Annotated in this window: 31 protein-coding genes and 1 riboswitch; of the genes, 21 read left to right on the plus strand and 10 right to left on the minus strand. The window is 34.5% G+C overall.

The window, feature by feature from the left end:
- Positions 1-62: 62 nt before the first annotated feature.
- The 7 genes from ACTNDN_RS13635 to ACTNDN_RS13665 all read left to right on the plus strand — a co-directional run bounded on the left by ACTNDN_RS13635 (position 63) and on the right by ACTNDN_RS13665 (position 5947).
- Positions 63-413 carry a lmo0954 family membrane protein gene (locus ACTNDN_RS13635; RefSeq protein ID WP_441131325.1) on the plus strand — a complete coding sequence of 117 codons (351 nt, stop codon included), beginning with the start codon at positions 63-65 and terminating at the stop codon, positions 411-413.
- A gap of 20 nt (positions 414-433) precedes the next feature.
- Positions 434-1084 (plus strand): PspA/IM30 family protein, encoded by a 651-nt coding sequence (locus ACTNDN_RS13640; RefSeq protein WP_441131326.1) that lies wholly within the window; start codon positions 434-436, stop codon positions 1082-1084.
- Positions 1085-1372: 288 nt separating this feature from the next.
- Positions 1373-2107, plus strand: coding sequence for a cell wall-active antibiotics response protein LiaF (gene liaF / locus ACTNDN_RS13645; RefSeq protein WP_441131327.1), 735 nt, complete (start codon positions 1373-1375; stop codon positions 2105-2107).
- Positions 2104-3150 carry a sensor histidine kinase gene (locus ACTNDN_RS13650; protein WP_251627710.1) on the plus strand — a complete coding sequence of 349 codons (1047 nt, stop codon included), beginning with the start codon at positions 2104-2106 and terminating at the stop codon, positions 3148-3150. Before liaF ends, ACTNDN_RS13650 begins: the two co-directional genes overlap by 4 nt.
- A complete protein-coding gene (locus ACTNDN_RS13655) occupies positions 3143-3775 on the plus strand; it encodes a response regulator (protein WP_031537391.1) in 633 nt (210 codons plus the stop codon). The genes ACTNDN_RS13650 and ACTNDN_RS13655 overlap by 8 nt, the downstream gene beginning before the upstream one ends.
- Positions 3776-3972: 197 nt before the next feature.
- Positions 3973-5298: an oligosaccharide flippase family protein gene (locus tag ACTNDN_RS13660; RefSeq protein ID WP_048716773.1), complete on the plus strand. Its 1326-nt coding sequence runs from the start codon at positions 3973-3975 to the stop codon at positions 5296-5298.
- 88 nt (positions 5299-5386) lie between these two features.
- On the plus strand, positions 5387-5947 hold the full coding sequence (locus ACTNDN_RS13665; RefSeq protein WP_031537393.1) for an RNA polymerase sigma factor: 561 nt from the start codon (positions 5387-5389) through the stop codon (positions 5945-5947).
- Between the two features lie 188 nt (positions 5948-6135).
- On the opposite strand, the gene ACTNDN_RS13670 is transcribed toward ACTNDN_RS13665, so the two are convergent.
- Positions 6136-6396, minus strand: a complete 261-nt coding sequence (locus ACTNDN_RS13670; protein WP_031537394.1) for a hypothetical protein — start codon at positions 6394-6396, stop codon at positions 6136-6138.
- A 126-nt stretch (positions 6397-6522) separates the two neighbouring features.
- On the opposite strand from ACTNDN_RS13670, the gene ACTNDN_RS13675 reads away from it, so the two are divergent.
- From ACTNDN_RS13675 to ACTNDN_RS13685, 3 genes are all read left to right on the plus strand, one after another.
- Positions 6523-7455 (plus strand): magnesium transporter CorA family protein, encoded by a 933-nt coding sequence (locus ACTNDN_RS13675; RefSeq protein ID WP_031537397.1) that lies wholly within the window; start codon positions 6523-6525, stop codon positions 7453-7455.
- A gap of 106 nt (positions 7456-7561) precedes the next feature.
- Positions 7562-8068 (plus strand): acyl-CoA thioesterase, encoded by a 507-nt coding sequence (locus ACTNDN_RS13680; RefSeq protein WP_031537398.1) that lies wholly within the window; start codon positions 7562-7564, stop codon positions 8066-8068.
- Between the two features lie 280 nt (positions 8069-8348).
- Positions 8349-8633 carry a hypothetical protein gene (locus ACTNDN_RS13685; RefSeq protein WP_031537399.1) on the plus strand — a complete coding sequence of 95 codons (285 nt, stop codon included), beginning with the start codon at positions 8349-8351 and terminating at the stop codon, positions 8631-8633.
- 72 nt (positions 8634-8705) lie between these two features.
- Here the strand turns inward: ACTNDN_RS13685 and ACTNDN_RS13690 are convergent, their stop codons facing one another.
- The 3 genes from ACTNDN_RS13690 to ACTNDN_RS13700 form a co-directional block, all read right to left on the minus strand.
- The gene (locus tag ACTNDN_RS13690) at positions 8706-9344 is read right to left on the minus strand and encodes a Bax inhibitor-1/YccA family protein (protein ID WP_031537401.1); all 639 of its coding nucleotides are present in this window, start codon (positions 9342-9344) and stop codon (positions 8706-8708) included.
- A gap of 73 nt (positions 9345-9417) precedes the next feature.
- A complete protein-coding gene (gene mscL / locus ACTNDN_RS13695) occupies positions 9418-9795 on the minus strand; it encodes a large conductance mechanosensitive channel protein MscL (RefSeq protein ID WP_031537402.1) in 378 nt (125 codons plus the stop codon).
- Positions 9796-9933: 138 nt separating this feature from the next.
- Positions 9934-10206 (minus strand): acylphosphatase, encoded by a 273-nt coding sequence (locus tag ACTNDN_RS13700; RefSeq protein ID WP_031537403.1) that lies wholly within the window; start codon positions 10204-10206, stop codon positions 9934-9936.
- Between the two features lie 389 nt (positions 10207-10595).
- Between ACTNDN_RS13700 and ACTNDN_RS13705 the strand changes: the two genes are divergently transcribed.
- Positions 10596-11714, plus strand: a complete 1119-nt coding sequence (locus ACTNDN_RS13705) for a DUF4309 domain-containing protein (RefSeq protein WP_031537405.1) — start codon at positions 10596-10598, stop codon at positions 11712-11714.
- Positions 11715-11818: 104 nt separating this feature from the next.
- Here ACTNDN_RS13705 and ACTNDN_RS13710 read toward each other — a convergent pair whose 3' ends face one another.
- Positions 11819-13051 carry an aminopeptidase gene (locus ACTNDN_RS13710; protein ID WP_031537408.1) on the minus strand — a complete coding sequence of 411 codons (1233 nt, stop codon included), beginning with the start codon at positions 13049-13051 and terminating at the stop codon, positions 11819-11821.
- Between the two features lie 213 nt (positions 13052-13264).
- On the opposite strand from ACTNDN_RS13710, the gene pgmB reads away from it, so the two are divergent.
- Entirely contained in the window at positions 13265-13930 is a 666-nt protein-coding gene (gene pgmB, locus ACTNDN_RS13715) for a beta-phosphoglucomutase (protein WP_031537409.1), read from the plus strand.
- 50 nt (positions 13931-13980) lie between these two features.
- Here pgmB and ACTNDN_RS13720 read toward each other — a convergent pair whose 3' ends face one another.
- Positions 13981-16065, minus strand: coding sequence for a DNA topoisomerase 3 (locus ACTNDN_RS13720; RefSeq protein WP_441131328.1), 2085 nt, complete (start codon positions 16063-16065; stop codon positions 13981-13983).
- A 241-nt stretch (positions 16066-16306) separates the two neighbouring features.
- Positions 16307-16465: a hypothetical protein gene (locus tag ACTNDN_RS13725; protein WP_162837578.1), complete on the minus strand. Its 159-nt coding sequence runs from the start codon at positions 16463-16465 to the stop codon at positions 16307-16309.
- A 113-nt stretch (positions 16466-16578) separates the two neighbouring features.
- Here ACTNDN_RS13725 and ACTNDN_RS13730 point away from each other — a divergent pair, with 113 nt between their 5' ends.
- The 5 genes from ACTNDN_RS13730 to ACTNDN_RS13750 all read left to right on the plus strand — a co-directional run bounded on the left by ACTNDN_RS13730 (position 16579) and on the right by ACTNDN_RS13750 (position 21041).
- The gene (locus tag ACTNDN_RS13730; protein ID WP_048717939.1) at positions 16579-16959 is read left to right on the plus strand and encodes a J-domain-containing protein; all 381 of its coding nucleotides are present in this window, start codon (positions 16579-16581) and stop codon (positions 16957-16959) included.
- A gap of 251 nt (positions 16960-17210) precedes the next feature.
- Positions 17211-18011 carry a flagellar motor stator protein MotA gene (motA, locus tag ACTNDN_RS13735; RefSeq protein ID WP_048717941.1) on the plus strand — a complete coding sequence of 267 codons (801 nt, stop codon included), beginning with the start codon at positions 17211-17213 and terminating at the stop codon, positions 18009-18011.
- Positions 18004-18804: a flagellar motor protein MotB gene (motB, locus tag ACTNDN_RS13740; RefSeq protein WP_031537415.1), complete on the plus strand. Its 801-nt coding sequence runs from the start codon at positions 18004-18006 to the stop codon at positions 18802-18804. Before motA ends, motB begins: the two co-directional genes overlap by 8 nt.
- A gap of 208 nt (positions 18805-19012) precedes the next feature.
- Entirely contained in the window at positions 19013-20116 is a 1104-nt protein-coding gene (locus ACTNDN_RS13745) for a carbohydrate kinase (RefSeq protein ID WP_031537416.1), read from the plus strand.
- A gap of 13 nt (positions 20117-20129) precedes the next feature.
- Positions 20130-21041: a pseudouridine-5'-phosphate glycosidase gene (locus ACTNDN_RS13750; protein ID WP_031537417.1), complete on the plus strand. Its 912-nt coding sequence runs from the start codon at positions 20130-20132 to the stop codon at positions 21039-21041.
- 300 nt (positions 21042-21341) lie between these two features.
- Here ACTNDN_RS13750 and ACTNDN_RS13755 read toward each other — a convergent pair whose 3' ends face one another.
- Positions 21342-21671, minus strand: coding sequence for a helix-turn-helix domain-containing protein (locus tag ACTNDN_RS13755; protein WP_081836628.1), 330 nt, complete (start codon positions 21669-21671; stop codon positions 21342-21344).
- A 785-nt stretch (positions 21672-22456) separates the two neighbouring features.
- Positions 22457-22541: riboswitch (cyclic di-GMP riboswitch) on the plus strand.
- Positions 22542-22573: 32 nt separating this feature from the next.
- Between ACTNDN_RS13755 and ACTNDN_RS13760 the strand changes: the two genes are divergently transcribed.
- Positions 22574-22723 carry an anti-repressor SinI family protein gene (locus tag ACTNDN_RS13760; RefSeq protein ID WP_081836629.1) on the plus strand — a complete coding sequence of 50 codons (150 nt, stop codon included), beginning with the start codon at positions 22574-22576 and terminating at the stop codon, positions 22721-22723.
- 157 nt (positions 22724-22880) lie between these two features.
- On the opposite strand, the gene ACTNDN_RS13765 is transcribed toward ACTNDN_RS13760, so the two are convergent.
- Positions 22881-23204 (minus strand): helix-turn-helix domain-containing protein, encoded by a 324-nt coding sequence (locus tag ACTNDN_RS13765; RefSeq protein WP_031537421.1) that lies wholly within the window; start codon positions 23202-23204, stop codon positions 22881-22883.
- A gap of 273 nt (positions 23205-23477) precedes the next feature.
- Here ACTNDN_RS13765 and treR point away from each other — a divergent pair, with 273 nt between their 5' ends.
- The 3 genes from treR (at position 23478) to map (ending at position 25860) form a co-directional block, all read left to right on the plus strand.
- Positions 23478-24194 (plus strand): trehalose operon repressor, encoded by a 717-nt coding sequence (gene treR / locus ACTNDN_RS13770; protein WP_031537423.1) that lies wholly within the window; start codon positions 23478-23480, stop codon positions 24192-24194.
- Between the two features lie 76 nt (positions 24195-24270).
- Positions 24271-24789 carry a type 1 glutamine amidotransferase domain-containing protein gene (locus ACTNDN_RS13775; protein WP_031537424.1) on the plus strand — a complete coding sequence of 173 codons (519 nt, stop codon included), beginning with the start codon at positions 24271-24273 and terminating at the stop codon, positions 24787-24789.
- Positions 24790-25107: 318 nt separating this feature from the next.
- Complete coding sequence (gene map / locus ACTNDN_RS13780; protein WP_441131329.1) at positions 25108-25860, plus strand: type I methionyl aminopeptidase; 753 nt, start codon at positions 25108-25110, stop codon at positions 25858-25860.
- 124 nt (positions 25861-25984) lie between these two features.
- On the opposite strand, the gene ACTNDN_RS13785 is transcribed toward map, so the two are convergent.
- Positions 25985-26209, minus strand: coding sequence for a DUF1128 domain-containing protein (locus ACTNDN_RS13785; protein ID WP_031537426.1), 225 nt, complete (start codon positions 26207-26209; stop codon positions 25985-25987).
- Positions 26210-26334: the final 125 nt, after the last annotated feature.

Raw genomic sequence — 26334 nt, forward strand, 5'->3', positions numbered from 1 at the left:
CACGTTATGAAAAGAACAAGTAAAAGGTAACATAGTAGATAAGAAAGGAGCGAAAACACAAAATGAAAAAATTTGGTTTATTTATTATTGGAGCAGCTGCTTCTATTATCCTTTTATCACAGATAGGTCCATTATTAGGTTTAGTAATTAGTGCAGCCATTCTTTATTTCGCTTTTAAGCAATATGTAAAGGCGACAAGTACAGCAGGAAAAGTTGGGTGGGGGATAGCTGGAATTATCATGCTTATCATAACTGCAAGTAACCTTCCAGCAATTATTGGTTTGGCAGCAGCATATATATTGTATCTTGTTTATAAAAAATGGAATAACAACAAACAATCTATTATCACAAAAAAATCATCAGATGACCCATTTCAAAATTTTGAAAAGCAATGGTCAGAACTAAACAAATAAGAGAAGGAGAGGAATTAGGCATGACGAATTTATTAGAAAGAATGAAAAATACTGTATTGGCTGATATAAATAATTTATTGGATAAGAAGGAAGAAAAGAATCCGCTTGCGCTTTTAAATCAATACGTAAGAGAATGTGAAAAAGAGACAGATAAAGTAAAGAAATTAGTGGAAAGACAATATAAATTAAAAGAGGAATTCTCAAAAGAATTACGCCAGGCAGAAGAAATGGCAGAAAAAAGGAAAAGACAGGCAGAGGTTGCTCGTAAAGCGGAAGAAGAAGAGCTTTCTTCTTTTGCTCAACTAGAACAAACTCATTATGAAGAAAGAGTAGTCCGTTTAAAGGAATCGTTGAGAAATACCGAGCAGCAATTGCATGAAATCGAAAAAAAATACATGGATATGAAGCATAAATTAAAAGATATGAAGATACGTCAAATGGAGCTAATGGCAAAGGAAAATATCACAAAGGCACATCATACAATGAATAAAGTTTTAGAAGAAAAACAAGCAAGCCCAACAAATCAAGCGCGCTTTACCGAAATGGAAGAATATATTGAAGAACTAGAGAAAAAGATAAATACAGAATACTATAAACAAACAATGGATGAAAAGTTAGCAGCTTTAGAGAAAGATATGCTAAAAAAAGAAGATGATACCATTTCTCTATAAAAAAATGATATCCTAAAAGAGGCTGGAGCTACAAAAGCCAGCCCCTTTTATTTTTGATATAGACAAACAGAAAGAATTAAATAAAATTTCAAAGATTGTTTTAATAAATTATGTAGGTAACCACGTTGTAAAACGGGTGATTGGAGTGGAAAGCAACCTACTCATTCAACGTGTATTGTCATTTTTAGTCTGTCTTAATTTAATGATTTAGTATTAGCCATTTATTTTTTGTAGGGAGAAACAATCAGATTTTCACCATAATAAAACAAAGAAGGGAGAGAATAGCCAATGTTTAAACAACTAAAAGATCATTATGCGAATTGGGTATATGTGGTTGGAGGGTTTTTATTATTAGAAATCTTTGTCTTTAATCCAGGACTAATCTTTTCCCTTCTTGTTTCCATTGGTATGATGTATATCTCAAAGAAATCTCTGCAAGGCGGAGTCGGAAAAATCCTATTTTGGGTTGGTTTACTGATTTTGATCGTTAGTATCCTAAATATGGTTACCGTAAAAATAATTTTATTTATGATTCTTGCCTATTATCTTTTTCAATTATTCCAAAAGAAGAATACTACTGATGTGATTAAACCGATAATTAAAGATAAGGAAACAGAACCATTTACACAGGAGCCAATCATAAAGAAGGAGCCCTTATTTACTAATTCATTCTATAATCGCAATATTACGCCAGATCATGTATATGAATGGCATGATATTAATATTCAATGTGGAATAACGAATACAATGGTTGATCTTAGCTATACCGTTTTGCCAGAAGGAGAAACGGTTATGATGATCAAAAATATTGTAGGAGATGTAAAGCTGTATATCCCTTATGATATGGAAGTTAGCATTAATCACTCCATTTTCTTCGGTTCTTATCATATATTTGGAGAAGAAGAAGAGAATGCTTGGAATAAAAATGTAAGCATCCGGACTGCTAATTTTGATCAAGCAGAAACAAGGGTGAAGATTTTCACTTCCTTTATTGCTGGTAGCTTAGAGGTGAAAAGAATATGAGTATTATAACTAGACAAATCTTGTGGGGAGTATGTATATCCCTTCTTTTACTTGTATTCTTTTCCATTTGTTATTTATTTGTTTTTCCTCCAGAAAACTGGGGAGCTTTGTGGGAAAAAGAATTAATGGATGTTCCGTTTGTCTTATTTATAACAAGTGTCGATATTACATTAGGTATTCTAATTGGTTATTTGTCCGGCTTTTCCTGGAAAAAACAAATTCGTTCCATGGAACAAGCTCTACATACGATGGATAAAATGGAGTACCGTCCTGTTGAGCCAATTGGTTCAACAGAGGAATTACAGTCATTGAGCTATAAGATGATTCAATTGCAGAATCAATTAGTAGAACAAACGAAGCTTTCACAAAAGCTTGTAAAAGAGAAAGCAGAGGATGAAGAGGTGAAAGTGCAAAGTATCATTATTGCAGAACGAAATAGGTTAGCAAGAGAGCTACATGATTCGGTTAGCCAGCAATTATTCGCAGCATCCATGCTATTGTCAGCGATTAATGAAACAAGACCGAAAACAAATGATCACGAGTCTCGGCAGCTACAGCTAGTAGAGGAAACGATTCATCAGTCTCAATTAGAAATGAGAGCCTTATTGCTTCATTTACGTCCTGCTGCATTAAAAGGGAAATCATTAAAAACAGGAATTATTGAATTATTGCAGGAGCTACAGCAAAAGGTCAGCTTAGAAATAGAATGGAAATTAGAAGATATTGATTTGGATAAAGGAATGGAAGATCATCTTTTTCGGATTCTTCAAGAATCTGTATCCAACACATTAAGACATGCAAAGGCAAGTTCCTTACAGGTCCAGCTTATTCAAAGAGAATCATTTGTCATTTTACGAATAATAGATGATGGAGTTGGTTTCAATATTGATAAAAGAAAGGCAGGCTCTTATGGACTTCAAAACATGCATGAAAGAGCAGCAGAAATAGGTGGGGTATTAAAGTTAATCAGTTTGGAAAATAAAGGAACACGTTTGGAAGTAAAAGTTCCGATTTTGGAAGGGGAGGAGGATATAAATGATTAGAGTATTACTTGTTGATGATCATGAAATGGTACGGATTGGCGTTTCCTCTTATTTATCTGCGCAAACAGATATCGATGTGGTGGGAGAAGCGGAAAATGGCAGCAGAGCAGTAGAGCTAGCACTCTCGTTAAAACCAGATGTCATTTTGATGGACTTAGTGATGGAAGAAATGGATGGAATAGAAGCAACACGCCAAATAGTAGAAGCATGGGAGGATGCAAAAATTATTATTGTCACTAGTTTTCTTGATGATGAGAAAGTCTATCCAGCTTTACAGGCTGGTGCAACTAGCTATATGCTCAAAACATCGAAGGCTAGTGAAATAGCAAGAGCTGTGCGCGAAACATTTCAAGGCCAAATTGTGCTAGAGCCAGAAGTCACCGATAAAATGATGACAAAAATGCGGGAAAAGAAAGCAACTCCTCTGCATGAAGAATTAACCGCGAGAGAAATGGAAATTCTTCTATTAATGGCAGAGGGCAAAAGCAATCAGGAAATTGCCGATGATTTATTTATCGCTTTAAAAACGGTAAAAACACATGTTAGTAATATACTTAGCAAACTACAAGTACAAGATCGAACACAGGCAGTCATTTATGCATTTAAGCATTCCCTTGTAGAATAAGAAAGCCAAATCCCTTTCATATTAGGAACACTCCCTTAATCAAACGTTTAAATAAGATATTTCTCTCTCTTCTATCGAGAAAAAGACAAACTAGGAAAATATTTTTCGAACTTGTCTCATATGATGGTAAAGAAGAGAAAAATAAACACACGTCTTTTACATTTACGTTTGTAGAAGATAGATTGAGGGAGAGATTCATGAGTTCATTTTACAAAGGGACCTTCTTATTAATTGTAACAGCTTTTTTTGGCGAATGTATTGAATTTATTATTAATATGATAATGGCCAGGGAACTTGGAGAACATGGACTAGGCCTATTCATGACAGTGTTGCCTACTATTTTTCTCATCGTCCTGCTAGCTACCTTTGAGTTGCCAACATCTATTTCAAAATTTATAGCAGAGAAAGATTCAAAGTATCATTTATCCATGCTTCAGCAAGTGCTAAAGTGGACCATTATATTTACTATTTTTCTAACGATCATCGCATCTATCATCATACCTTTTATCCCTATTTTTTATTCCTATCATCCACTATTAAAGTGGCTAGTCATTCTCCTGCTGCCGATTATTTCCTTCACCTCTATTGCAAGAGGTTATTTTATGGGAAAACAGCAGATGGGGAAAATTGCCGCTTCTAATTTTTTGAAAAAAATCATTCAGCTTGGATTATTGGTCTTCTTATTTCAGTGGTTTTCCTTTGACCTTAATACATCTGTATTAATTGCCTTTTTTACAATCGTTGGAAGTGATACAGTCGTCTTACTGTACTTAATGCATATGTTTTTCGTACAGTATCAGCGGATTAAAAAAGGGAAGAATGAAACCATGAATGGAAAGGTAATTTGGAAAGATTTATTATCTGTCTCTATTCCGACAACGGGACTTCGAATATTTCATGCACTGACCCATGCTATTCAGCCATTTTTAATTAAAGGTGCATTAGTGGCTTCAGGAATTACAGCAGCGAACGCAACAGAGCAGTATGGAATGCTTGCTGGGATAGCAATGACGATTGGATTTTTCCCAGCCTTTATCTCCCATAGCTTTATGACAATGCTGATACCGACCGTTTCGAAAGCATATGTCCAAAAAGACTATTCCAAACTGCAAAAACTATTGCAACAAGTAATGATAATTACCGCTATCTACGGTACTATTGCTGTTGGAATATTTTATTTTTACGCGGATACATTGACAATGACCTTTTTTCATTCCACTCAGGCAGCAATAATTGTTCAGCTTTTATGGCCGTATTTTTTGCTGCATTACTTTACCATTCCAATGCAAGCATACTTAATAGGGTTAGGGCTGCTAAAGGATGCAGTTTTTCATAGTATTTGGTCAACTTCTTTCTCCTATGCAGCAATCTATTATTTAGGTTCTTTAAGTCAGCTTCAGATGAGTGGAATTGCGATCGGCATGAATTTAGGGGCAGTCATTTTAGCCTCATTACATTATTTAACGATCTGCAAAAAAATAGGGATTTCGATATGGTTAACACCTGTAAATAAACTTCATTAAAAAATTTTGATAAATTGTGTAGGGATTCGAATGTTGTAAGACGTTTATTATGTAGAATCGTAAAAAGGGAAGGGGAAGATGAAAGAAAATGGAATCCCTAATAGATAAAACGCAATTAGCGGAAGAAAATCAAGAAGAATTATTTGAACAAGTAGTGAAAGAATATGGAAAATCAATTTATATTTATATAGTATCACTCGTGAAACATAAAGAACTTGCAGAGGATTTGTATCAGGAAGTATTAATTTCTGCTTATACATCATTTGGATACTTTGAGGATGTCCAGAAAGTGAAAAGTTGGCTATATAAAATTGCCTTAAATAAATGTAGAGATTATTGGAGAAAGGAAAAATCCTCGAAGAAATTTTGGGAAGAGACTGTCTATACATATGCACGAGATACGTCTGTTGCTTTGGAACCAGAGGAAACATTACTATGCAAATGTGATAAAGAGGAAATGATTGATACATTAGAAGAACTTCCTAATATGTATAAAGAACCATTACTCCTTTTCTATTATCATAATCAAACATTAGTAGAAATTAGTAATCATACAAAAACACCGTTATCCACGGTGAAAACAAGAATGAAACGAGCGAAGGATCAATTAAAGCCTAAGGTCATGAATAAAAACATTGCTTATTTGTAAAAAGAAAATGGAATCAGTGGGAGAAAGTTGATCTGCTCACTGATTCGTCACAGGATAATGGTGCATTGATGTTTCCTTTCGAATACTCGATAGCCTCACTAAGTTTAGCTAAGAACATATTAGCTTTGAATCCATTCATAGTAGGCATCATCATACATAGTCGCAATTCAAATCTTGTCATAATAGACTTATGTTTCTGCTAATTCATTATTTCTTTGTTTATTATAGTAATTTACCGAATACATGGCACCTTCATTTACCATATTATTGTCACCAATATCATCTGGAGCGGGATTTCCTGCTTTAGAAAGTAAATCGTCTTTTTGCGTAGAATTGAATTTGTTTTTTAAGCGATTAAACATATCTCTTCCTTTATTTGTGAAAAGAAAAAAACTTCCTACACCTGCTCCTAATAATGCAAAGGTACGCATTGAATTTTTTCCAAACATGAGAGAATCCCTCCTATTATTTTACTGGTCCTTCTTGTTTTACTACTATTCCTTTATTTACCCCATTGAGAGTTTTATAAACTATGATCAGGGAATAATAATAGAAAACTAGTAAGGGGGATAAATATGAAAAAATACCGGTTAGAAAACTGGGATTGGTATCAGTTGTTAGAAGAAGAGGATGTTGGAGAAGTTTCGTTAGAAAAAGGACCGTTAATAAATACGTGGTTTCGTGAAATAAAAGATAAACGAACGAACTATCTTCACATTGATACGTCAGTAGAAGATCAGGAAACATTAAGTGGCTCCCTTATATATCATCGGGAAGTAGATAAGAAGGAAGAGTATGAAATTTTTCATTTCTATTTATCCAATGAAGCGCTAATCACCTTTGATTACAAAGATAATAGCCTGCATATCGATAGAAGTAACTTTATCCAGGAAATAAAGAGAGCGCAAACGCCGATTGAAGGGTTTATGGTTATTTTAGGAAAAATAATGACAGAAATTTTGTATCATATTGATTCCTATGAACAGCAATTAGATGAATTGATTTGGGATGTAAAACAGAGAAATAGTATAAAGACATTAGATAAAGTATATAAATCTAGACATGAACTTCTTATTTGGAAGAATGTCATGATTCCCTTTTTAGAAATAAGATATTCATTGGAAGAGGCATTTGGAGAGAAAATTACAAAGGGAAAAGAATATGCGCGCATTAGTAAAAGAATTGACAGAGGATTAATTTTGGTAGAAGAATATCAGAAGGAATTAAATAATCTTGTCGATTTTGAAGAAGTTGTATCGCAACATCGAGGAAATGAAATTATGAAAACTCTTACAGTGTTTACTACACTATGCACTCCCATTATGGCATGGGGTGCACTATGGGGAATGAACTTTAAAATAATGCCTGAGCTAGAATGGAAGTTAGGCTATCTATTTTCTTTAGCAATTATTATTGGGTCTACTGTCGTAGTTTATTTCTTTCTCAAATCAAGAGGTTGGATGGGTGATTTACTAAAAGCGCGGAAGAAAAATTCGTTTTTTCGATAATAGATTACCAAAGAAAATTAGACTCTCCCTTATAAAGTAGCATATAATAATGAAGGTAGATATGTTATGGAAATTCAAACTCCCAAAGGTTATGCAAGGAGGATATATGGAAGAGTCTAAATTTTGTAGTGAGTCCCTTGTGGTAAAAACAAGCATTGTTTTTCCAACTGACACGAATACTTATGGTACTTTATTTGGCGGTAAGCTAATGGCATATATTGACGATACAGCTGCCATTTCAGCGATGCGACATGCAAGAAGGGGAATTGTGACGGCTTCGACTGATTCTGTCGATTTTTTGTATCCGATTCATGAAGGGAATGCTGTTTGCTTAGAAGCTTTTGTGACCTATACAGGATCTTCATCGATGGAGGTTTTTGTTAAAGTAACTGCGGAAGATTTAATTTCCGGTGAACGGCATTTATGTGCACTCAGTTTTCTAACAATGGTTGCTATTGATGAACATGGAAAACCAACAAAAGTTCCTAAAGTAATACCGCAAACGGAAGAAGAAAAAAGTTTATATGAGTCTGCGAAAGAACGAGCAGAGGCAAGAAAGAAACGGAAGAAAGAAACAGAAGAGCTTGCAAAAAAATATAGAAGTTTAGGATGATCAATCGAGAAATCCCATTTTCTTTATATGGAACAATCTCTAAACAATAGGGGAAGAAGTTGTCGAAGGGAAAATCGTTAAATGAATAAGATTCCTCGAATGGTAAAAAAACGATATTAGATGCTGTCGAAATATCAAATTATTTTCCAGGAAATGATGGGGAATTTCCGATATCTTGTCTAATATCATTGTCTGATTTTGCAGGGGGGATAGATTTCCGTTTTTCCTTGCCCATGTAGTATCCTCATTACTATCAAGGGATAGATGCTAGGAGGTAAAAATGAAAATATTTTCCCTTTCCTATTTTGTGATCACAAGGAAGATTGACTTACATATTCAAATCGAAGAAGAAGAAAAAACGCTCATTTTATGGAGTGATAGAGTTACAAGTGAAGAGCATACATTTCCGTTAAATGCGATACATGACATTTCATTTAAACCATCTCCAAATCGCTATAAAATCCTTTACTTGCACACAAATAGAGGTGTTTTCTCTTTTGTTGTAAAAGACAATCCAGAGGAAATGATTCGACAAATCAAAAGTCGTTTGGAAGATTATTTTTAAAGGGATAAATGTCGTTTTTTTAGCAAAAAAGGTTTGAGCAAGGAGGTTTTGGACCTCTTTACTCAAACCTTTTTAATCTCTACTGGACAGTATGCCGAATATACGTAGGATACTTATAAATAAATTTAGAAAATCAAGATACAAATTAAGCGCCATTAAAGGAACTTGATCTGCTGTAACGCCATAATGCTTCATTCGATTAAAATCATATAGCACATAGCCGCTGAATACAAGCACACCGATGAAGGAATATGCAAGCATACCGCCTGTTGCTAATGGCCAAAAGATATTAAAAATCCCGATAGTAATTAAAGCGATTAAGGAAGCCAGTAACATTCCTCTTAAGAAAGAGAAGTCTCGCTTCGTTTTTGTCGCGTAAATAGCGACACCAGCAAATACAACAGTTGTGGTTCCTAATGCATTAATAACCACATTTCCCCCGACAGTTGATACATAATAAGATACGATTGGAAAGGTAGTAATTCCTGAAATAAACGTAAAGATAAATAAAAAACCATAGGATAATGATTTTCCTTTTCTCGCAAAAATGGCAATTAATAAAAGAACAACTTCTAAAATAGATAAAGGCAAGAATAAGTAGGTTGGTACGAAATTACCAATCATCGTGCCGATAAAAGCTATTCCTAGTGAAAGGGCAAAAGTTCTTAAAACAGAGGGCATATATTCATTGCTTGGACTATATGCATACATTTTTTCTTCACTCCCGTATTGAGTTATGATTTATAGATTACTACGAAAACAACCTCTAAAAAGTTTCACTTTATTATTCTTTTTCACGAACAGCTTCTGCTTTTAATAAATCGCGAATTTCCTTTAATAATTCTTCTTTTGTATCTACTGTTACAGCTTCATCTTTGACTTCTTCTTTTTTCTTAAATTTACTTATTAACCGAACTACGAGAAAAATCGAGAAAGAAATAATGAAAAAATCAACAATTCTTTGTATGAAATTCCCATAATGAATACCAGCATAAGTCCATGAAGAAAAATTTACTCCGACAATAAAATGAGCAAAGAGAGGCATAATTAAATCCTCCACTAAAGAACTGACAATTTTGCTGAATGCTGTGCCAATCACTACCCCAACGGCTAAATCAATTACGTTTCCTTTTATTGCAAATGCTCTAAATTCTTTCCACATATTATCCTCCTTAAAATATCACTTTTGTTTCCATTATTGGTTATTAAAATATAATTATTCTTACATGAAAAATGTTTAATTTCAAGCTTCTGCTTTTGCTAAAATAGAGTGAAGAGGGATAAGGAGAAGCCTATTTGATTAATAGATTACTTTGAAAATCGAAAATGGTTCTTTCGGCTCACTTTCCGTTATCGCTATATGCTGTACTTTAATGAAACGATTTCCTTTTTTTATTTTTTCCACGAAAGCATGGAGTGTGTCAAGCGGAGCAATGGCGATACATTCCACAGTACCATCTGCTTTATTTCGAACCCATCCAGTTATGTGGTTTTCTAAAGCTAATGTTTGGACAAAATAACGAAAACCAACTCCTTGCACCCTTCCGCTAACAATAAGATGAAATTGCTTCATTTTTTACCTCCTTAAGGTACACCTTCTTATGTGAGATAATTTTTATTAATCATCTCATATTTATTTGTATTGTCGCAAGGTGGGTCAATAGATGTGAAGTGGAACTTGCAGAAAAATAGTCCATATGTTGTGTGTGAATGGTCATGGAGGATAAGAGGAAAGTAATTGGAAAAAGCTAGATTTGTAGATTGGAGAGCAATTTGGTACTATAAATAGGTGTGTGTCAGGCTTAAACAAAATGTTAGTACTATTTTTTGTTAGCCTTAAATAAAATAACTTATGGTGAGAGTGCCATTTTCTTCAATGATAAAGGCAATAATTAACCGTAATCGAGATATTTATTCTCCAAATAGAGAGAATAGATGTGTTTGAAAAATAGGAGAAAAATAATGAAAAGAAATAAATATATCTGGTTATTATGGGTAGGGGTAATGATAATTGCAGGAATTTTAGTGGCTTCCATGGTGAATTCCTATTTAGCAGAAAAACAAAAGAACGAGATGGACAAAAAGCATGTCGTTATTAAGAAAGATTTACAGTGGGTAGAAGAAAATGCTTATTTTGAAATAGATATGAAAGTCAAAGAGAAAGTGTATCAGGTATTTATTGTAGGAGAAGGGGAAAGAAAGTATCAACAAGTCGAAGATAATGAGCTTGGGAAAAAAGATGATACAATTGTATCCGGAGACTTTTCCTTTTACGTATGGACAAAGGAGTACGGAAATGAGGTAGTGAAACAAGAGCTAGAATTACCAAATCCACTGATTTTTAATTTGTCCCAAAAAAATATTGAAACATTTCTTGTTAATCAGCAAAATATTGCTGCTGTTTTTCAAGGGGAAGAAGCAAATGAAGTAATGGCTTATTTCTATACTATTCATAAAGAGAAATTGGTTGCCTTGACAGATTATGGCATGAAAATATACAGCAAAAGTATCAAAAACATTCAACAAAACTATATACAGACATTAAGAAAAAAAGATAATGAAATAATGGAATTTGATACATGGATGCTTGAGCCAACTAATGAAAAATTATTAAAAGTGGATGGAACTTCTATTGAGAATAAGGAAATCATTAAAAATTGGCTTGAGCAGGAAGAGTTTTATTTTCCATATAAAAATTTAAGTGTTACGACAAGTTTACTAAATTTAGCGGAACAAGGCATGTTAATAGGTGCTCAATATCCGATTGGTACCAATATAAACGAAATAAAGAAAATAAACTCGAGCTATACGGATACTGAGTATAATCAGAAATACAATCAATTAGATCTTCCAGAGGTCACTTATTACTATGATAAGGATACGAAACTGGTTACCTCTATTTCGATATCTGGAATTCGATTAAAAGAATCGGTGCAGGCCATTCAAGATACATTAGGAAAGCCTGAGGAATATGTTACAAAAGATGATGGGTATGTTGCGACATACTTAGCAGGAAATTATAAGCTACTAATCCAATTAGAATTATCGCAAAAGATTAAATCGATTCGATTAGTAAAATAGGGTTTTTATCGAAGCAAAAATAAGGATGTTTCATGGAATGGCTATAAATTGTAACCAATCCATGAGACATCCTTTATTTCATTTTATTTTTGGGAGGCTGGCGCTTAAAAAGCCCAATCACCATTACGGAACACGGCTTCTACAGTACCATCTGCTGTAATACCATCAATGTTCATTTTGTCTGAACCAATCATAAAGTCGACATGTGTAATGCTCTCGTTAAGTCCTTTTTCTGCTAATTCTTCGCTAGACATCTTTTTCCCACCTTCAATACAGAATGCATAGGCACTTCCAATTGCTAAGTGGTTTGATGCATTTTCATCGAATAATGTATTGTAGTATAGAATATTAGATTGTGATATTGGAGAACGATGTGGCACTAAAGCAACCTCTCCAAGATAATGAGAGCCTTCATCTGTTTCTACTAACTGGCGAAGAATTTCTTCTCCTTCCTCAGCCTTCACATCCACAATACGTCCATCTTTAAAGGTAACAGAGAAATTATTAATAATATTCCCACCATAGCTTAATGGTTTTGTACTTGATACAGTTCCATTTACACCTGTTTTATGAGGAACGGTGAAAACTTCTTCTGTCGGCATATTTGCCATGAATTCAAAACCTTTTTCATTGATAGAGCCTGCTCCACACCATAGATGTCCTTTTGGAAGATCGATGGTTAAATCTGTACCTGGAGCTGTGTAATGAAGCTTTTCATATGCTTTCTCATTTAAGTAATCTACTTTTGTATGAAGTGTTTTGTCATGTTCTTGCCAAGCTTGGATTGGATTTTCCTGATCCACTCTGATTGCTTTGAAAATAGCATCCCAAAGTAATTCTACTCTAGAATCTTCTGGAGCGTCAGGGAAAACAAGATTTGCCCATGCCTTTGAAGGCACAGCAATTACTGTCCAGCTTACTTTATCGGACTGTACATATTTTCGGAACTGGCTTAAAGCGGTGCCAGAAGCTTTTTGGAAATTGCTGATTCTTTCAGAAGGAATCCCTTTTAAAAGGTCTGGACTTGAAGATACAACAGACATGAAGGCTGCTCCTTCTTCCGCAAGTGCAATTGTCTCTTTTGCTCTCCATTCGGGATATTCGGTGAATGCTTCGTCTGGTGCCAATTCAAATTTTGTGCGAGTAACGACATCATCACCCCAGTTAACAACGACATTTTTTGCACCGATTTGGTATGCCTCTTTCACTACTAAACGAACAAATTCAGCAGCTTCAATAGATGTATTGATAACAAGTGTTTGTCCGTTTTGGATATTAACGCCGACCTTTACTGCAAGTTCAGCATATTTCTGAAGATTTTCTTGAAATGTACTCATTTTCATTCTCCTTTTCTATAAGCTATTAGCTCTATGTATGAGCATAAATCCCAAGGATGGAATGGATGCTGCTTCTATTGTAGCTTTTTTAGAATAAGAAATAAACTGATTGATCGTAACATTAGGATAATAATTGATGGTATTTAGAGGAGCGTGACAACTAGGCTGTATTTTTTGTTAGAATAGACGTGACGATTATTCAAGGAGGATTATATGGCTAATAAATTACAGGCAGTTATCTTTGACTTTGATGGTGTCATAGCAGATACTGTCCCTCACTATTACGAAGCAACGAAAAGAATGGCGATGAAAATCGGAGTCCCATTTACAAAAGAGGATAATTTAAGGTATCAGGGTGTACCAAGAAAGATTCTGATTGATGATTTAGTGGCAAGAACAAATAATGTTTTTTCAGAATCAGAAAAAGAAGCGCTAGGAAATCAGAAAAGTGATTATTATAAAGAATTAATTAGTGAATTTACTGTTGAAAATATGTTGCCAGGAATGTATGTGTTTCTAAAAGAATTGAAGGATGCCGGGATAAAATTTGGAATTGCGTCCTCTAGTTCCAATGCTCCGTATCTTTTGGATCGCTTTGGAATTAGAAACTGGTTCGAATGCATCGTAGATCCTCATTCTCTAACAAAAGGAAAGCCTGATCCAGAAATATTTTTAGCAGCTGCGGATTGTTTAGGGGTTGATTATGCTAATTGTGCTGCAATAGAGGATGGGCAAGCAGGCTTGAGCGGAATATTGCAAACACCTATGTTTGCTGTTGGTATTGGGGAGGGAGAAGTTTTTGAGAAAGCAAATTGGCGAGTTTCCTCTACCTTGGAATTAAAAGCTAATACTTTATTAGAAAAGTTCCATAATAGATAGAAAAAATCCAAACAATCATATGTATCGTATGATTGTTTGGATTTTACTATTTAATCTTCGTCTTTCTTCATAGCGGCTTTCAATAAGTCACCTAAACTGTTTCCAAAGCTTTCGTCTTTGCTATATTTTTGAACTAATTTTCGTTCTTCTCTTTTATTTATCGTTTTTTTACGATCTGTCGCTTTTTCTACAACGTTACAGTTTCTGCATTGGAAATAGGTTCCTGCCACTCCGTTATGAATCTCCATTTTCTTATGGCATTGCGGACAGCGTTTATTTGATAGCTTAGGATCCTTTCTTTTACTGAAAGAACACTCTAGACTGGAGCATACAAGAATTTTTCCGTTTTTTGTATTCTTTTCCTTCAAGAAGGAACCACACTCAGGACACTTGGAGCCCGTTAAATTTTGCATTTTATATGATTTATCACTATGTTTAATTTCACGGACAAATCGTTTGGTTTGATCCTTGATTTGCTCCATAAACTGTTGAGCATTTGCTTTTCCCTTTGCTATATCCTCTAACTCATTTTCCCACTTCGCTGTCAAGTCAGGAGTAGTCAAATCATCGTTAACAAGATTAATCAATTGTTTCCCTTTAGAAGTAGAATGTAATTTTCCGTTTTGTCTTTCCAACACTTCAGAGGAAAGGAGTCTTTCAATAATTTCTGCACGTGTAGCAGGTGTTCCAAGCCCAAATTTCTCCATTTTCCCTAGAATATCAGCTTCCGTAAAGCGTGATGGAGCTTCTGTGAATTTTTGCTCCATTATCACGGATTGTACTGTTAACTTTTTTCCTTTTTGAAGCTGAATCTTTTTGTCAGAATCTGTTTTACGGTTATCTAAAGCTTTAAAGCCTAAATCCAATACATTCGTTTCTTGAGCAACAAATGTTTCTCCATTGATGTCTAACATAGTAGAAATCGTTTCATATTTGTATTTTGGATAAAATAATGTCAAAAATCTTTTTACGATTAAATCATAAATTTTTACTTCCTCATTATCTAAACGATTTAAAAAAACGGGCTGTTCCGTTGGAATGATGGCATGGTGATCAGAAACTTTATTGTTATTGAACACATTATTTGCCTCGATTTTTCCTTTATTACGTAAGACCGGTTGCACCTCTTCTTTAAATGCGCCAGCAATACTTTCTAAGCGATCAAGCATGGTAGCCTTCATATCTGTTGTTAAGTAACGTGAGTCCGTTCTAGGATAGGTTACTAGTTTATGCTGTTCATATAGCTTTTGCAATACATTTAGCGTCTTTTTAGCAGAAAAGCCAAATCGTCTATTTGCATCACGCTGCAACTCGGTTAAATCGTAAGGCAATGGTTGATGTTCTGTTTTTTCTTTTATAATAAGGGATTCTACTGTAGCTGGCTTTCCCTTTGACTTAGCCACAATCTCTTCTGCTTTTTCTTTAGAAAAGATTCTTCGCTCCTGGTTATTTTCGTATTTTGCTTGCAGTGAGTCTACGTTTGCAGTGATGGTCCAATATTCTTTCGGAACAAAGGATTGAATCTCTTTTTCTCTTTCTAGAACCATGGAGAGGGTTGGTGTTTGAACTCGACCTGCAGACAATGGGTCATTGAACTTAGTAGTTAAGGCTCTTGAAACATTTAATCCAATTAGCCAATCAGCTTGAGCTCTACATACAGCTGATTGGTATAAGCGATCAAATTCCTTCCCTGGTTTTAACTGCTTAAATCCATCTTTTATTGCACGGTCGGTTTGAGACGAAATCCATAAGCGCTGCGTTGGTTTGTTAAAACGGATTTTTTCTAATATCCACCTTGCAACTAATTCTCCTTCTCGTCCTGCATCGGTTGCGATAATGCATTCTTTAATCTCTTTTCTTTTTGCTAATTGTTCAATGGCTTTGTATTGATGACTTGTTTGTTTCATGACCTTTAATTCCATCTTCTGTGGAATTATTGGCAAATCATCTAGATTCCAATTTTTATATTTAGGATCATAGTGCTCTGGCATTTTTAATTCAATTAAGTGGCCTAAAGCCCAAGTAACAATATACTTATCTGATTCTAAATAGCTTTTATTTGATTTATTGCAGCCAAGTACTCTTGCAATTTCTCTCGCAACACTCGGTTTTTCACATAAAACAAGTGACTTCATTTAAACACCTTCTAACAAAAAATTTTGGGCCGTTTCTTGATCTTAAATAAAAGTTGGTTGATTTCTGTTTATTCAACTTAAGGAAAAGCTTCTTAAGAATAATACGATACATTCTAGTATAACATGAGTTGAGGCTGGTAATAGGATATAGTGTTGAATGAGAGGGGCTGTGCTTTAGTTTATAGGAAATATGAGGAACGGCGTCCATTCTCTTTTTTTGAACGCCGTATGTTGATTTGTCTTACTCTTCTTCTTCGATTCGATTCTTAAATGCTTCTTGTGTTACAATAAATTCTTCATCTCCAGGAGCATCCTCTGTATGTGTATGCTTTCTTGTGTCTTTTGGAAGCGGTCCAGGATGATGTTTCTTTTTATGATTAAAATGTTCTCCACGTGCCATTGATAACACCCCTTTCTTACCTTTCTATTTTTCATAAAAATGGTCTATCCTATACGAAAGGGAATGGAAAAATATATAATGAAACTAGGTATATAAAACAGGAGGGGATGGGAATGGATTTTTCGTTTCTTGTTTCAGAAGACAAAATTAAAAAAGCGTACCAAAATGGTGAGTTTAACAATCTTCCTGGGTTCGGTAAACCACTTCCAAAAGATAGCTTAGCCTCCGTACCAGAAGAATTGCGAATGGCTTATCGCGTATTGAGAAATGCCGGATATTCTTTAGAGGAAGATAAGATTAGGCAGGAATTGTTGTCAATGGAAGATTTAATCCGTTCTTGTGAAACAGAAGAAGAGAAAGTGGATTTGCAAAGAAAATATAATGAAAAATTATGGAGATTTAATAAAATGATGAAAGAGCGAACAGGGACTAATCATTCAAAGCATTTTTCTAATTATCAGAAGAAGGTTGAGGAACGGTTATTTCCTCAGTAAGTCTTTGGGTATAGTTTTTTGGCTTACGTCGTAAGATTGACTGCTTATTCGATTTTTATCTTTTAAAAGGATAGAATGATTAACACAAGGGGATAAAACATCGCCCTTTTTTTTTGAAAAAAACAGGACTATTGGCATAAATCAAGAAGTTAACAAAATTTACATAAAATAAAACTAAAAAAAAGAGGAGATTTGTCGAAAAAAAGGATAAGACTTAGAAACGAAATTTTGGAATAAGATAGGTGAACAAGATGGATAAAACATCCTTGATAGGAATTATACTTGCCATTATTGCTGTTGGAGTAGGGATGGTTTTTAAAGGAGTTAGCCCAATCGTATTATTGAACCCAGCGGCTATTCTCATTATTTTAGTCGGTACAGTTGCGGCAGTAGTTATTGCCTTTCCAGCTTCTGAAATTAAACGAGTTCCAAAGTTATTTGGTATCCTGTTTAAGGAACAAAGAATACAGGATACGAAAGAGTTAATCCGTTTGTTTTCAGAGTGGGCACAATTAGCTAGAAAAGAAGGTTTACTTGCTTTAGAAGCCAAAACAGATGATATTGAAGATCCATTTTTGAAAAATGGCTTATCTTTATCTGTTGACGGACAAAGTGCAGAGTATATTAGAGATGTATTAACAGAAGAAATAGAGGCGATGGAAGAAAGACATCGCACTGGATCACAAATTTTTACACAAGCGGGAACTTATGCCCCTACATTAGGAGTGCTAGGTGCAGTAATTGGACTTATTGCGGCATTGGGAAATATGTCAGATGCCGAAGCACTTGGACATGCTATTAGTGCTGCGTTTGTCGCTACTCTAATGGGAATTTTTACAGGATACGTTTTATGGCATCCATTTGCAAATAAGTTGAAAAGAAAATCACAAATGGAAGCAAGCCAAAAATATTTAATGATAGAAGGAGTTCTCTCTATTTTAGAGGGAGAAGCACCTAGAGTAATTGAACAGAAACTTGCATCGTATTTACCAGTTTCAGAAAGAAGAAAATTTCTGGAGGAAAATGAAAGTAGTGTGAATGCGAATGAGTAAAAAGAAGAAAAAAAAGAGAGTTCATCATGATGAACATGTAGATGAATCTTGGTTGGTTCCGTACGCAGATATTCTGACGTTATTGTTAGCTTTGTTTATCGTATTATATGGAATGAGTTCTGTCGATGCAAAAAAATTCTCAGCACTAGCAGATGCATTTAATAGAGAATTACAGGGAGGGACAGGTTTCTTTGAATATCCTAGCCCCACACCATCCATGGAGGAGAAAGAATCAGATATTAATATAGATGATAAAGAAAAACAGGAAGAATCAAAGGAGCTCTCGGAAGAGGAATTAAAGGAATTAAAGAAACAGCAAGATCAAAAGGAATTGGAAGATATTCAGAAAAAGGTAAATGCTTATATTGATGAGAATAAATTAGGTAATAAGCTTGATACGAAGCTTACTGGGGAAGGCTTACATGTATCGATTAGAGATAATGTCCTATTTGCTTCAGGAAGTGCAGATTTACGAAGCAAGGATAGAAAAATCGTTTCAGAAATTGCCAATTTACTGGTGATGGATCCTCCAAGGAGTATAATCATAAGTGGGCATACTGATAATGTTCCAATTAGTAATTCTCGTTATGATTCAAACTGGGAACTAAGTGTAACGAGAGCGTTAAATTTCATGAAATTACTCCTTGAAAATAAAAAACTTGATCCGAAATCATTTAGTGCTAAAGGTTACGGCGAGTTTCAACCGATTGCCAGTAACAAGACTGCTGAAGGAAGAGCGCAAAATAGAAGAGTGGATATTTTAATTCAACCACGAATAGCAACAGAAGACTAACGAATGACAGTCTTTCTGTTGCTGTTTTTTTGTAATTAGGAAGAAGGATGCTCGTTATAAGACGAATAGATAAAATTTTTGCAGGAATGAATAAATTATTGTCTTTCTATAAACAAAAGTTTATAATATAAACAAAAGTTTTGTTAGGCAAGAGTACAAGTTTTTACACATTATATTATTGTTAGTTTCACTTTAACCTGAGGGGGAAATGGAAGTGAATGATAAAGAGATGTACATCCTTCGGCTAATTAAAGAAAATCCCTTTGTTACGCAAAATGAATTAGCTGAGAAACTGGGGCTGTCCCGTTCTGCTGTGGCAGGGTATATTTCTTCTTTAACAAAAGAAGGAAAATTACTTGGAAGAGCTTATGTACTACCGAAAAAGAAAGAAGTTATTTGTATAGGCGGAGCCAATATTGATCGTAAGGTTCAAGCAGAAGAAACGATTCAGTATGGGACATCCAATCCAGCCTCAACCAGTCAGTCACCTGGAGGAGTAGCAAGAAATATTGCAGAGAATTTAGGTAGACTGGGTATCGATACCTCTTTATTCACTATTGTAGGAGAGGATCATGAAGGGGAATGGTTATTAGATAATACGCAGCACTATGCGGATATCACTCCTTCTCTGTTGTCTAATCTAAATAGAACTGGTACCTATACAGCGCTGTTAGATTCAGATGGTGAGCTCGCTGTGGCTTTAGCGGATATGTCTATCTATGACAGCATTGATAAAGATACAATTGATAAAAAATGGGGCTATATAGCAGCATCGGAACTAGTCATATTAGATACTAATTTTTCAGGAGATGTATTAGAGCATATTATTGTTCGATGTAGACAAGAAAATATGGCATTATGTATTACCCCTGTATCCGCACCTAAGGTCAAAAAATTGCCCGATAATTTACAGGGAGTAACATGGCTTATTGCAAATAGTGATGAAGCCGAGGTACTTACTGGAATGAAAATTAAAGAAGAGGGAGATTTCTTTAAGGCTGCCGAAAAAATTATTGCCAAGGGTGTAGAAAAAGTCGTTATAACTCGAGGAGATAAAGGCCTGATCTATTTTACAAAACTTGGTGAAGCAGGGGTTATTTTAACTCCAGAAGCAGAAGTGATTGATGTAACAGGAGCAGGAGATTCACTCGTTTCAGGCATCATGTATTCGCATATCAAAGGGCTAAACACAGAAAATGCATGCAAAATTGGAATTGCTTGTTCGATTATAACATTGCAATCAAATCAGACAGTAAACCCTTTATTAAATAATAAAAAGCTACAAGAAATTTTCGGAAAATACTTTCGTTAAAAGGAGCATGAACATGAAAACAGAATGGCTAGAATTTTCAAAAGAAGTATTGGAAGCAAAGAAAAACAATCAACCGATTGTCGCATTAGAATCAACTATTATATCACACGGTATGCCTTATCCTCAAAACGTAGAAACAGCTAAAGAAGTAGAAGATATTATTCGTAAAAATGGAGCAGTACCTGCAACAATCGCCATTATAGAAGGAAAAATTAAAATTGGTTTATCAGAGGATGAGATTGAATTTTTAGCTAAAAGTGACAATATTGAAAAAGCAAGCAGACGCGATTTACCTTATCTGATTGCTGGCAAGAAAAATGGTGCAACAACGGTTGCTGCTACGATGATTTGCGCAGAACTTGCAGGAATCAAAGTGTTTGTAACAGGCGGAATTGGTGGTGTTCACAGAGAAGCTGAACAAACAATGGATATTTCTGCAGACTTACAAGAGCTTGCTAAAACAAGTGTAGCAGTTGTGTGTGCTGGTGCAAAATCAATTTTAGATATTGGTTTAACGTTAGAATATCTAGAAACATATGGTGTCCCGGTTGTTGGTTATGGATCAAAATCTCTTCCAGCCTTTTATACAAGAACTAGTCCATTTGAAGTGAATTTTTCTGTAGAAACTGCAAAGGAAGCAGCAGATATGATTCAAACAAAATGGGAGTTAGGACTAGATGGCGGGGTTGTAATTGCTAATCCAATTCCAGAAAAAGATGCGCTTGAGGAAAAATATATTACGGATATTATTGAAAAAGCATTACAAGAGGCGAAGGAGAATAATATTACTGGTAAAAGGGTAACTCCATTTCTATTAAGTAGAGTAAAAGAGCTAACAGAAGGTACAAGCTTAGTAGCTAATATTGCATTAGTTAAAAATAACGCAGAAGTTGGTTCTAGAATAGCAGTCGAGTTAAATAAATAATACAAGGACTAGTTAAAGTAGAATGCCGCCTAAAATCGGATGCTAATTCTGCTTTAACTAGTCTATTTTTATCCCGTATTTACACCCCAGTAAGACTCTCCACCGATTGCTTAATAGAATACGAGGAAGATAGGTGGAGATTCACCCATTTCCGAACGGTGCCACTAATCAATAGTGAGGAAAGTATAAAATGTCCCATGTTGGTTAGTTGCACTTTATTAGAAATGAGCTTCTTCTTCTAGAAAGCCGAAGCCCATTCTGTGTGGTACCTGCGCTTATTCCATTGCGCATTTCGCGTTACTAGTCTTTTTGTCTTTTTTTGAACTTAACGTATTCAAGAATACCGGCAAAATCTTCTTTGGTAACCCCATCCTCTATAGCTTCTTCTACTAAACTCATCCAGTCTTCATCTATTCCGTCAATTACTGTATTGTTATTGTCTAGTAGTTCTTCTACATTGGTATCAAGGGTGTGGGCGAGTTTCGTAAGCACTTGAAGGGAGGGGTTTTTTTGAATGCCCCTTTCAATATAACTTAAGTAGGATTTCGAGACACCGGATCTATCGGAAAGTTCATTGATAGAATAACCTCTTTTTAATCTTAGCTTCTTTATCTTTATTCCAACCAACATGAATATTCTCCTTACCACATATAGAAGTATAATTTCATTATAACGAACGTATCGTTCAATAAAAAATACAAAAAAGCTAGAAAACGAGAGTAATTTTGAGAAAACGAACGATTTTTGTTCGTTAAAGAGAAATAATGGCTGTTTTTGGAATTTTTGAAAATGATAGATTTGCACTATACTAATAAAAAAAGTTCTTTACTAAGAACGGTTTAGATGTTTATAGAACTAATCGATTATACTACAACACAATGATGTAAGGAGTTCGTTATAACGGTCCGTAAAGTCCGATTGTTCTACTAACCTTCAGTAGGGGATGGTGGCAAAACTCCAGTGATGGAAGTTTCACTTATAAAGCTAAATAAATAAAGAGGGTGAAAAATGTATAGGAAAAATTGTGATAAATGCTTTAGACCGTCATTTAGTAGTAGTGAACTAGGAAATTGGATTTGTCCTATATGTCAAAATGATTTAACGGAATATCCTTTTTTTGACGCGATTACATATGAACAAATTCATATTAATTATTCGTTTAAAAAAGTGATAAAAAGCTATACAACACAATACTATAATAGAAAGTCACATTAACTAGTAATGCAGGCATATAAAAAGAAGTAAATAATGCGTTTGTAGGATTATTTCGATAAAATTCGCGGGAGATAACTTTTTTTGTAGAAACAGCAAGAAATCTTTTAGTAATTTGTCCTAATTTTATGACAAATTACTGCATCTTTTAAATGTAAAAAACGCTATAATGATAAAACAGTAAAGGACAAGTGAAACCATTATGATGTTAAGGGCAAACCAATACGAAAGTTTGGGACGCAAAGTCACGGATCTAATGTTTTATACAATGATGGCCGGACTGCCAAAATACAAATGTATTTTTGGGGAGGAAGAATTAAGTGATTAATAGTCAACTTTTTACCGAAGAATTGGATTCAGAATGGATTCAATTAATTAATGAAGCCAAAAATATTGGAATGAATTTGCAAGAAGTAAGAGCATTTCTGCGAAGTGAGAAGGATTACTTAATTCAGGAAAATCCGAAATAGTCATTTGTATAAAAGTAGATTTATAATGTTAAAGGCAAAAAAAAGAATGTCTACGTTGAATTTCTCACAATTAGTATGATGAGCTAATTATGAGAAATTCAATGTAGAAAAATCTCTTTCGAATTTTTATGTCTTTATATCATATTTAGGCATGGAATTATTTTTTTTGTTCCAGTCTCCATCTATTAAATTCCAAAAACTCACGAAATTCTTTTTTGGATACACCAGAATCCATAGCTTCTTTTACAATTTTTAACCATTCTGAATCTAAGTCATCCTTGTTTTGATGGTCATTTATCAAATGATCAACTGGTATATTGAAAACAGCTGCAATTTTTTCTAAAAATTGAATCGATGGATTGGATTGTAAATTTCTTTCTAAAGAACTTAAATATGATTTTGCCACTCCTGCTTGTTCTGCTAATTCCGATAAGGACATTCTTTTCTCTAAACGTAGCTGCTTAACACGATCCCCAATCATACGCTCACTCACTTTCACTCTTAACGGTATGTATATTTATCATAGCATTTATAGATGAAAAGTTCCATATAAAGAACGAATTGTTCTATCCACTATGCTTAAATAGAGAGATGAATTTCATTTTTTGTTCATAATATTGAAATGTCTCATTAGTATTTACCCTTTCCTACATAAAATGAAACATTTTTTTAGTTGTTTTTCAATCCTTTTTAGACAATTTGTCTGAAAAAGAGTAGAATGGTAACGAATAATTTGAAAATGTTGGTGAATTACGTGTTGAATAAATATTATGTGATATTTGAGGAGCTTGAAGCTGCGATAAGAAATGGGAAGTACCCGCCAGATACTATTTTACCATCTGAAAATGAATTAGCAGAGCAATATAATACATCTAGAGAAACCATTCGTAAGGCTTTAAATATTTTATCTCAAAAAGGATATATCCAAAAGCTCAGAGGGAAGGGTTCCTTAGTTCTTGATTTAGAAAAATTACAATTTCCCATTTCAGGATTGGTTAGCTTTAAGGAATTGGCTGATAAAATGGGACATTCCTCTGTAACGATTATTGAGCGTTTTATGAATACACAGCCATCCTCGCTTTTACAAAAAGAAATGCAGCTTAAGAAAGAAGATTCGATATGGGAAGTTTTTCGAGTTAGAGAAATTAATCAGGAACGGATTATTCTAGATAAGGATTATATCGTTCGGAAGTATGTGCCAGGATTAACGGAAGAAATATGTAGAAACTCTATTTTTGATTATATAGAGAAGGAATTGAACTTAAAAATTAGTTTTGCTAAAAAGGAATTTACAGTGGAAGAACCGACAGAAGAGGACTATAATTTGCTTGATTTAGAAGGATTTCATTCCATTGTTGTTGTAAAAAACTATATCTATTTTGAAAATGCCACTTTATTTCAATTTACAGAGTCTCGACATCGACCAGATAAGTTTCGCTTTGTTGATTTTGCAAGGAGAAATGAAGCATAAAAAGAACGATAGCATGTTTTATTTTCTATCTATGGGGAACGTTACATATAGAAAATAGGAAAAGGAGATGCTATATATGAGTAAAAAAATTGCAACTTTAATTACTGATATGTTTGAGGATTCTGAGTACACAGAACCGGCTAAAGCATATAAAGAAGCTGGACATGAAGTAGTAACAATTGAATTGGAAGCTGGAAAAACAGTGGAAGGAAAGCAAAAAGAAGCGACGGTTAAAATTGATAAGGGGATTGCAGATGTGACTCCAGATGAATTCGATGCTTTATTTATCCCAGGTGGCTTTTCTCCTGATCAGCTTCGGGCAGATGATCAAGTAGTTGCCTTTACTAAAGCCTTTATGGATGCAAAGAAACCAGTCTTTGCAATCTGTCATGGCCCTCAATTGCTTATTACTGCAAAAGCGTTAGAGGGTAGAAATGCTACTGGCTATAAATCCATTAAAGTGGATATGGAGTATGCAGGTGCAACCTTTAAGGATGAAGAAGTAGTCGTATGTGGCGATCAATTAGTGACAAGTAGAACCCCAAAGGATATACCGTCCTTTACTAGAGAGTCTTTAAAGCTTTTAAATAAATAAGGAAAGTAAGATAGGAAGAGTCTGTACGTACACCTATTCATGATAAGGAGAATATAATCTTTTTATCATGAGTTGGAGTAGGTATAGGCTCTTTTTTGTGTTAATCTTAAGGAGAGATCATTGTACTTTTGGATTATTTGAAGCAATGCTTGTTGTTTTCCAAAACAAGTCAACGAAAGAATGGTAAATTACATTCTCACTTATAAGTAGCATACTTAATAAAAACCGCAAATAGGAAGAGGATATATCAGGGGGAATAGATGAAACCCTATTTTTTTAATCCTTAGCGGTAACTTTAGATAGAAAGAAGGATTGAAAATGATTGTTTTAAAATCGAAACGAGAAATAGAAAAAATGAAGAAGGCAGGCGAGATTCTGGTTGGTTGTCATAAAATGATTGCTAAGCTTGTAAGACCAGGAATTACTACTTTTGAAATTGATCAAAAGGTAGAAGCGTATTTAGCGGAAAAAGGGGCAACGCCTGAGCAAAAAGGGTATCGTGATTATGCATATGCAACTTGTGCAAGTATAAATGACGAGATTTGTCATGGCTTTCCAAGGAAAGAACCACTGAAAAAAGGGGATATTGTAACAATTGACATGGTTGTTAATTATAATGGAGCATTGGCTGATTCTGCATGGACATATGCGGTTGGAGAAGTATCAGCAGAGCTACAGAAATTAATGGATGTAACAAAAAAGGCATTGTATATAGGGATTGAACAAGCAAAACCAGGAAATCGAATCGGAGATATTGGATTCGCAATTCAACAGTATGTAGAGGAACAAGGACTTTCTGTTGTACGAGACTTTATCGGCCATGGCATTGGAAAAGTAATTCATGAAAAACCAGAAGTTCCTCATTTCGGGTTAGCGGGAAAAGGGCCACGTATAAAAGAAGGCATGGTATTCACAATCGAACCTATGGTCAATATTGGTGATTATAAAATGAAAATGGATAACAATGGCTGGACAGCAAGGACGATGGATGGCAAGCACTCTGCACAATATGAACATACGATTGCCATTACAAAAGAAGGACCTGTGATACTTACAGATCAAGATGCTTGATCTGTAAAAGCTACATATGAGAAGGCAAAAAACAATTGTTAATCTCTTGTAAGTTAAAATGAACTGGCTAAAAACAATAATCAGTGAGATGTGTCCACTGATTATTGTTTTCTTTATAGGTAAATTATTGCTTACGCAAGTTTCCTAATTCTTCAGCAATTGCCTGCATTTCATTTGGACTAAAAGAATCTCTTTTCATGACATGTTCATAAATTTCTTTAATTTCATCATAAAGATCTTCATCAAAATGAGTGGATTTAATGGCGCCGATGTTTAAAACCTTTAGCTTTTCTTTTATTTTTTCAATCATGAAATTTACGTTTTCTGTCGTTTTATTATCTAAATTCATACCTTTCCCCTTTCTTGGACAATAAAGTTGTTCTATTCATCTTTTCATGCAAACATAGAAATGTCAATATAGAGTATTAATCGCCAAAATAGATTGGTTATAATTACTTTAAAAGTAATCAAGTA

This window comes from Niallia sp. HCP3S3_B10, assembly GCF_052064465.1.
Classification (GTDB): Bacteria; Bacillota; Bacilli; order Bacillales; family Cytobacillaceae; genus Niallia; species Niallia hominis.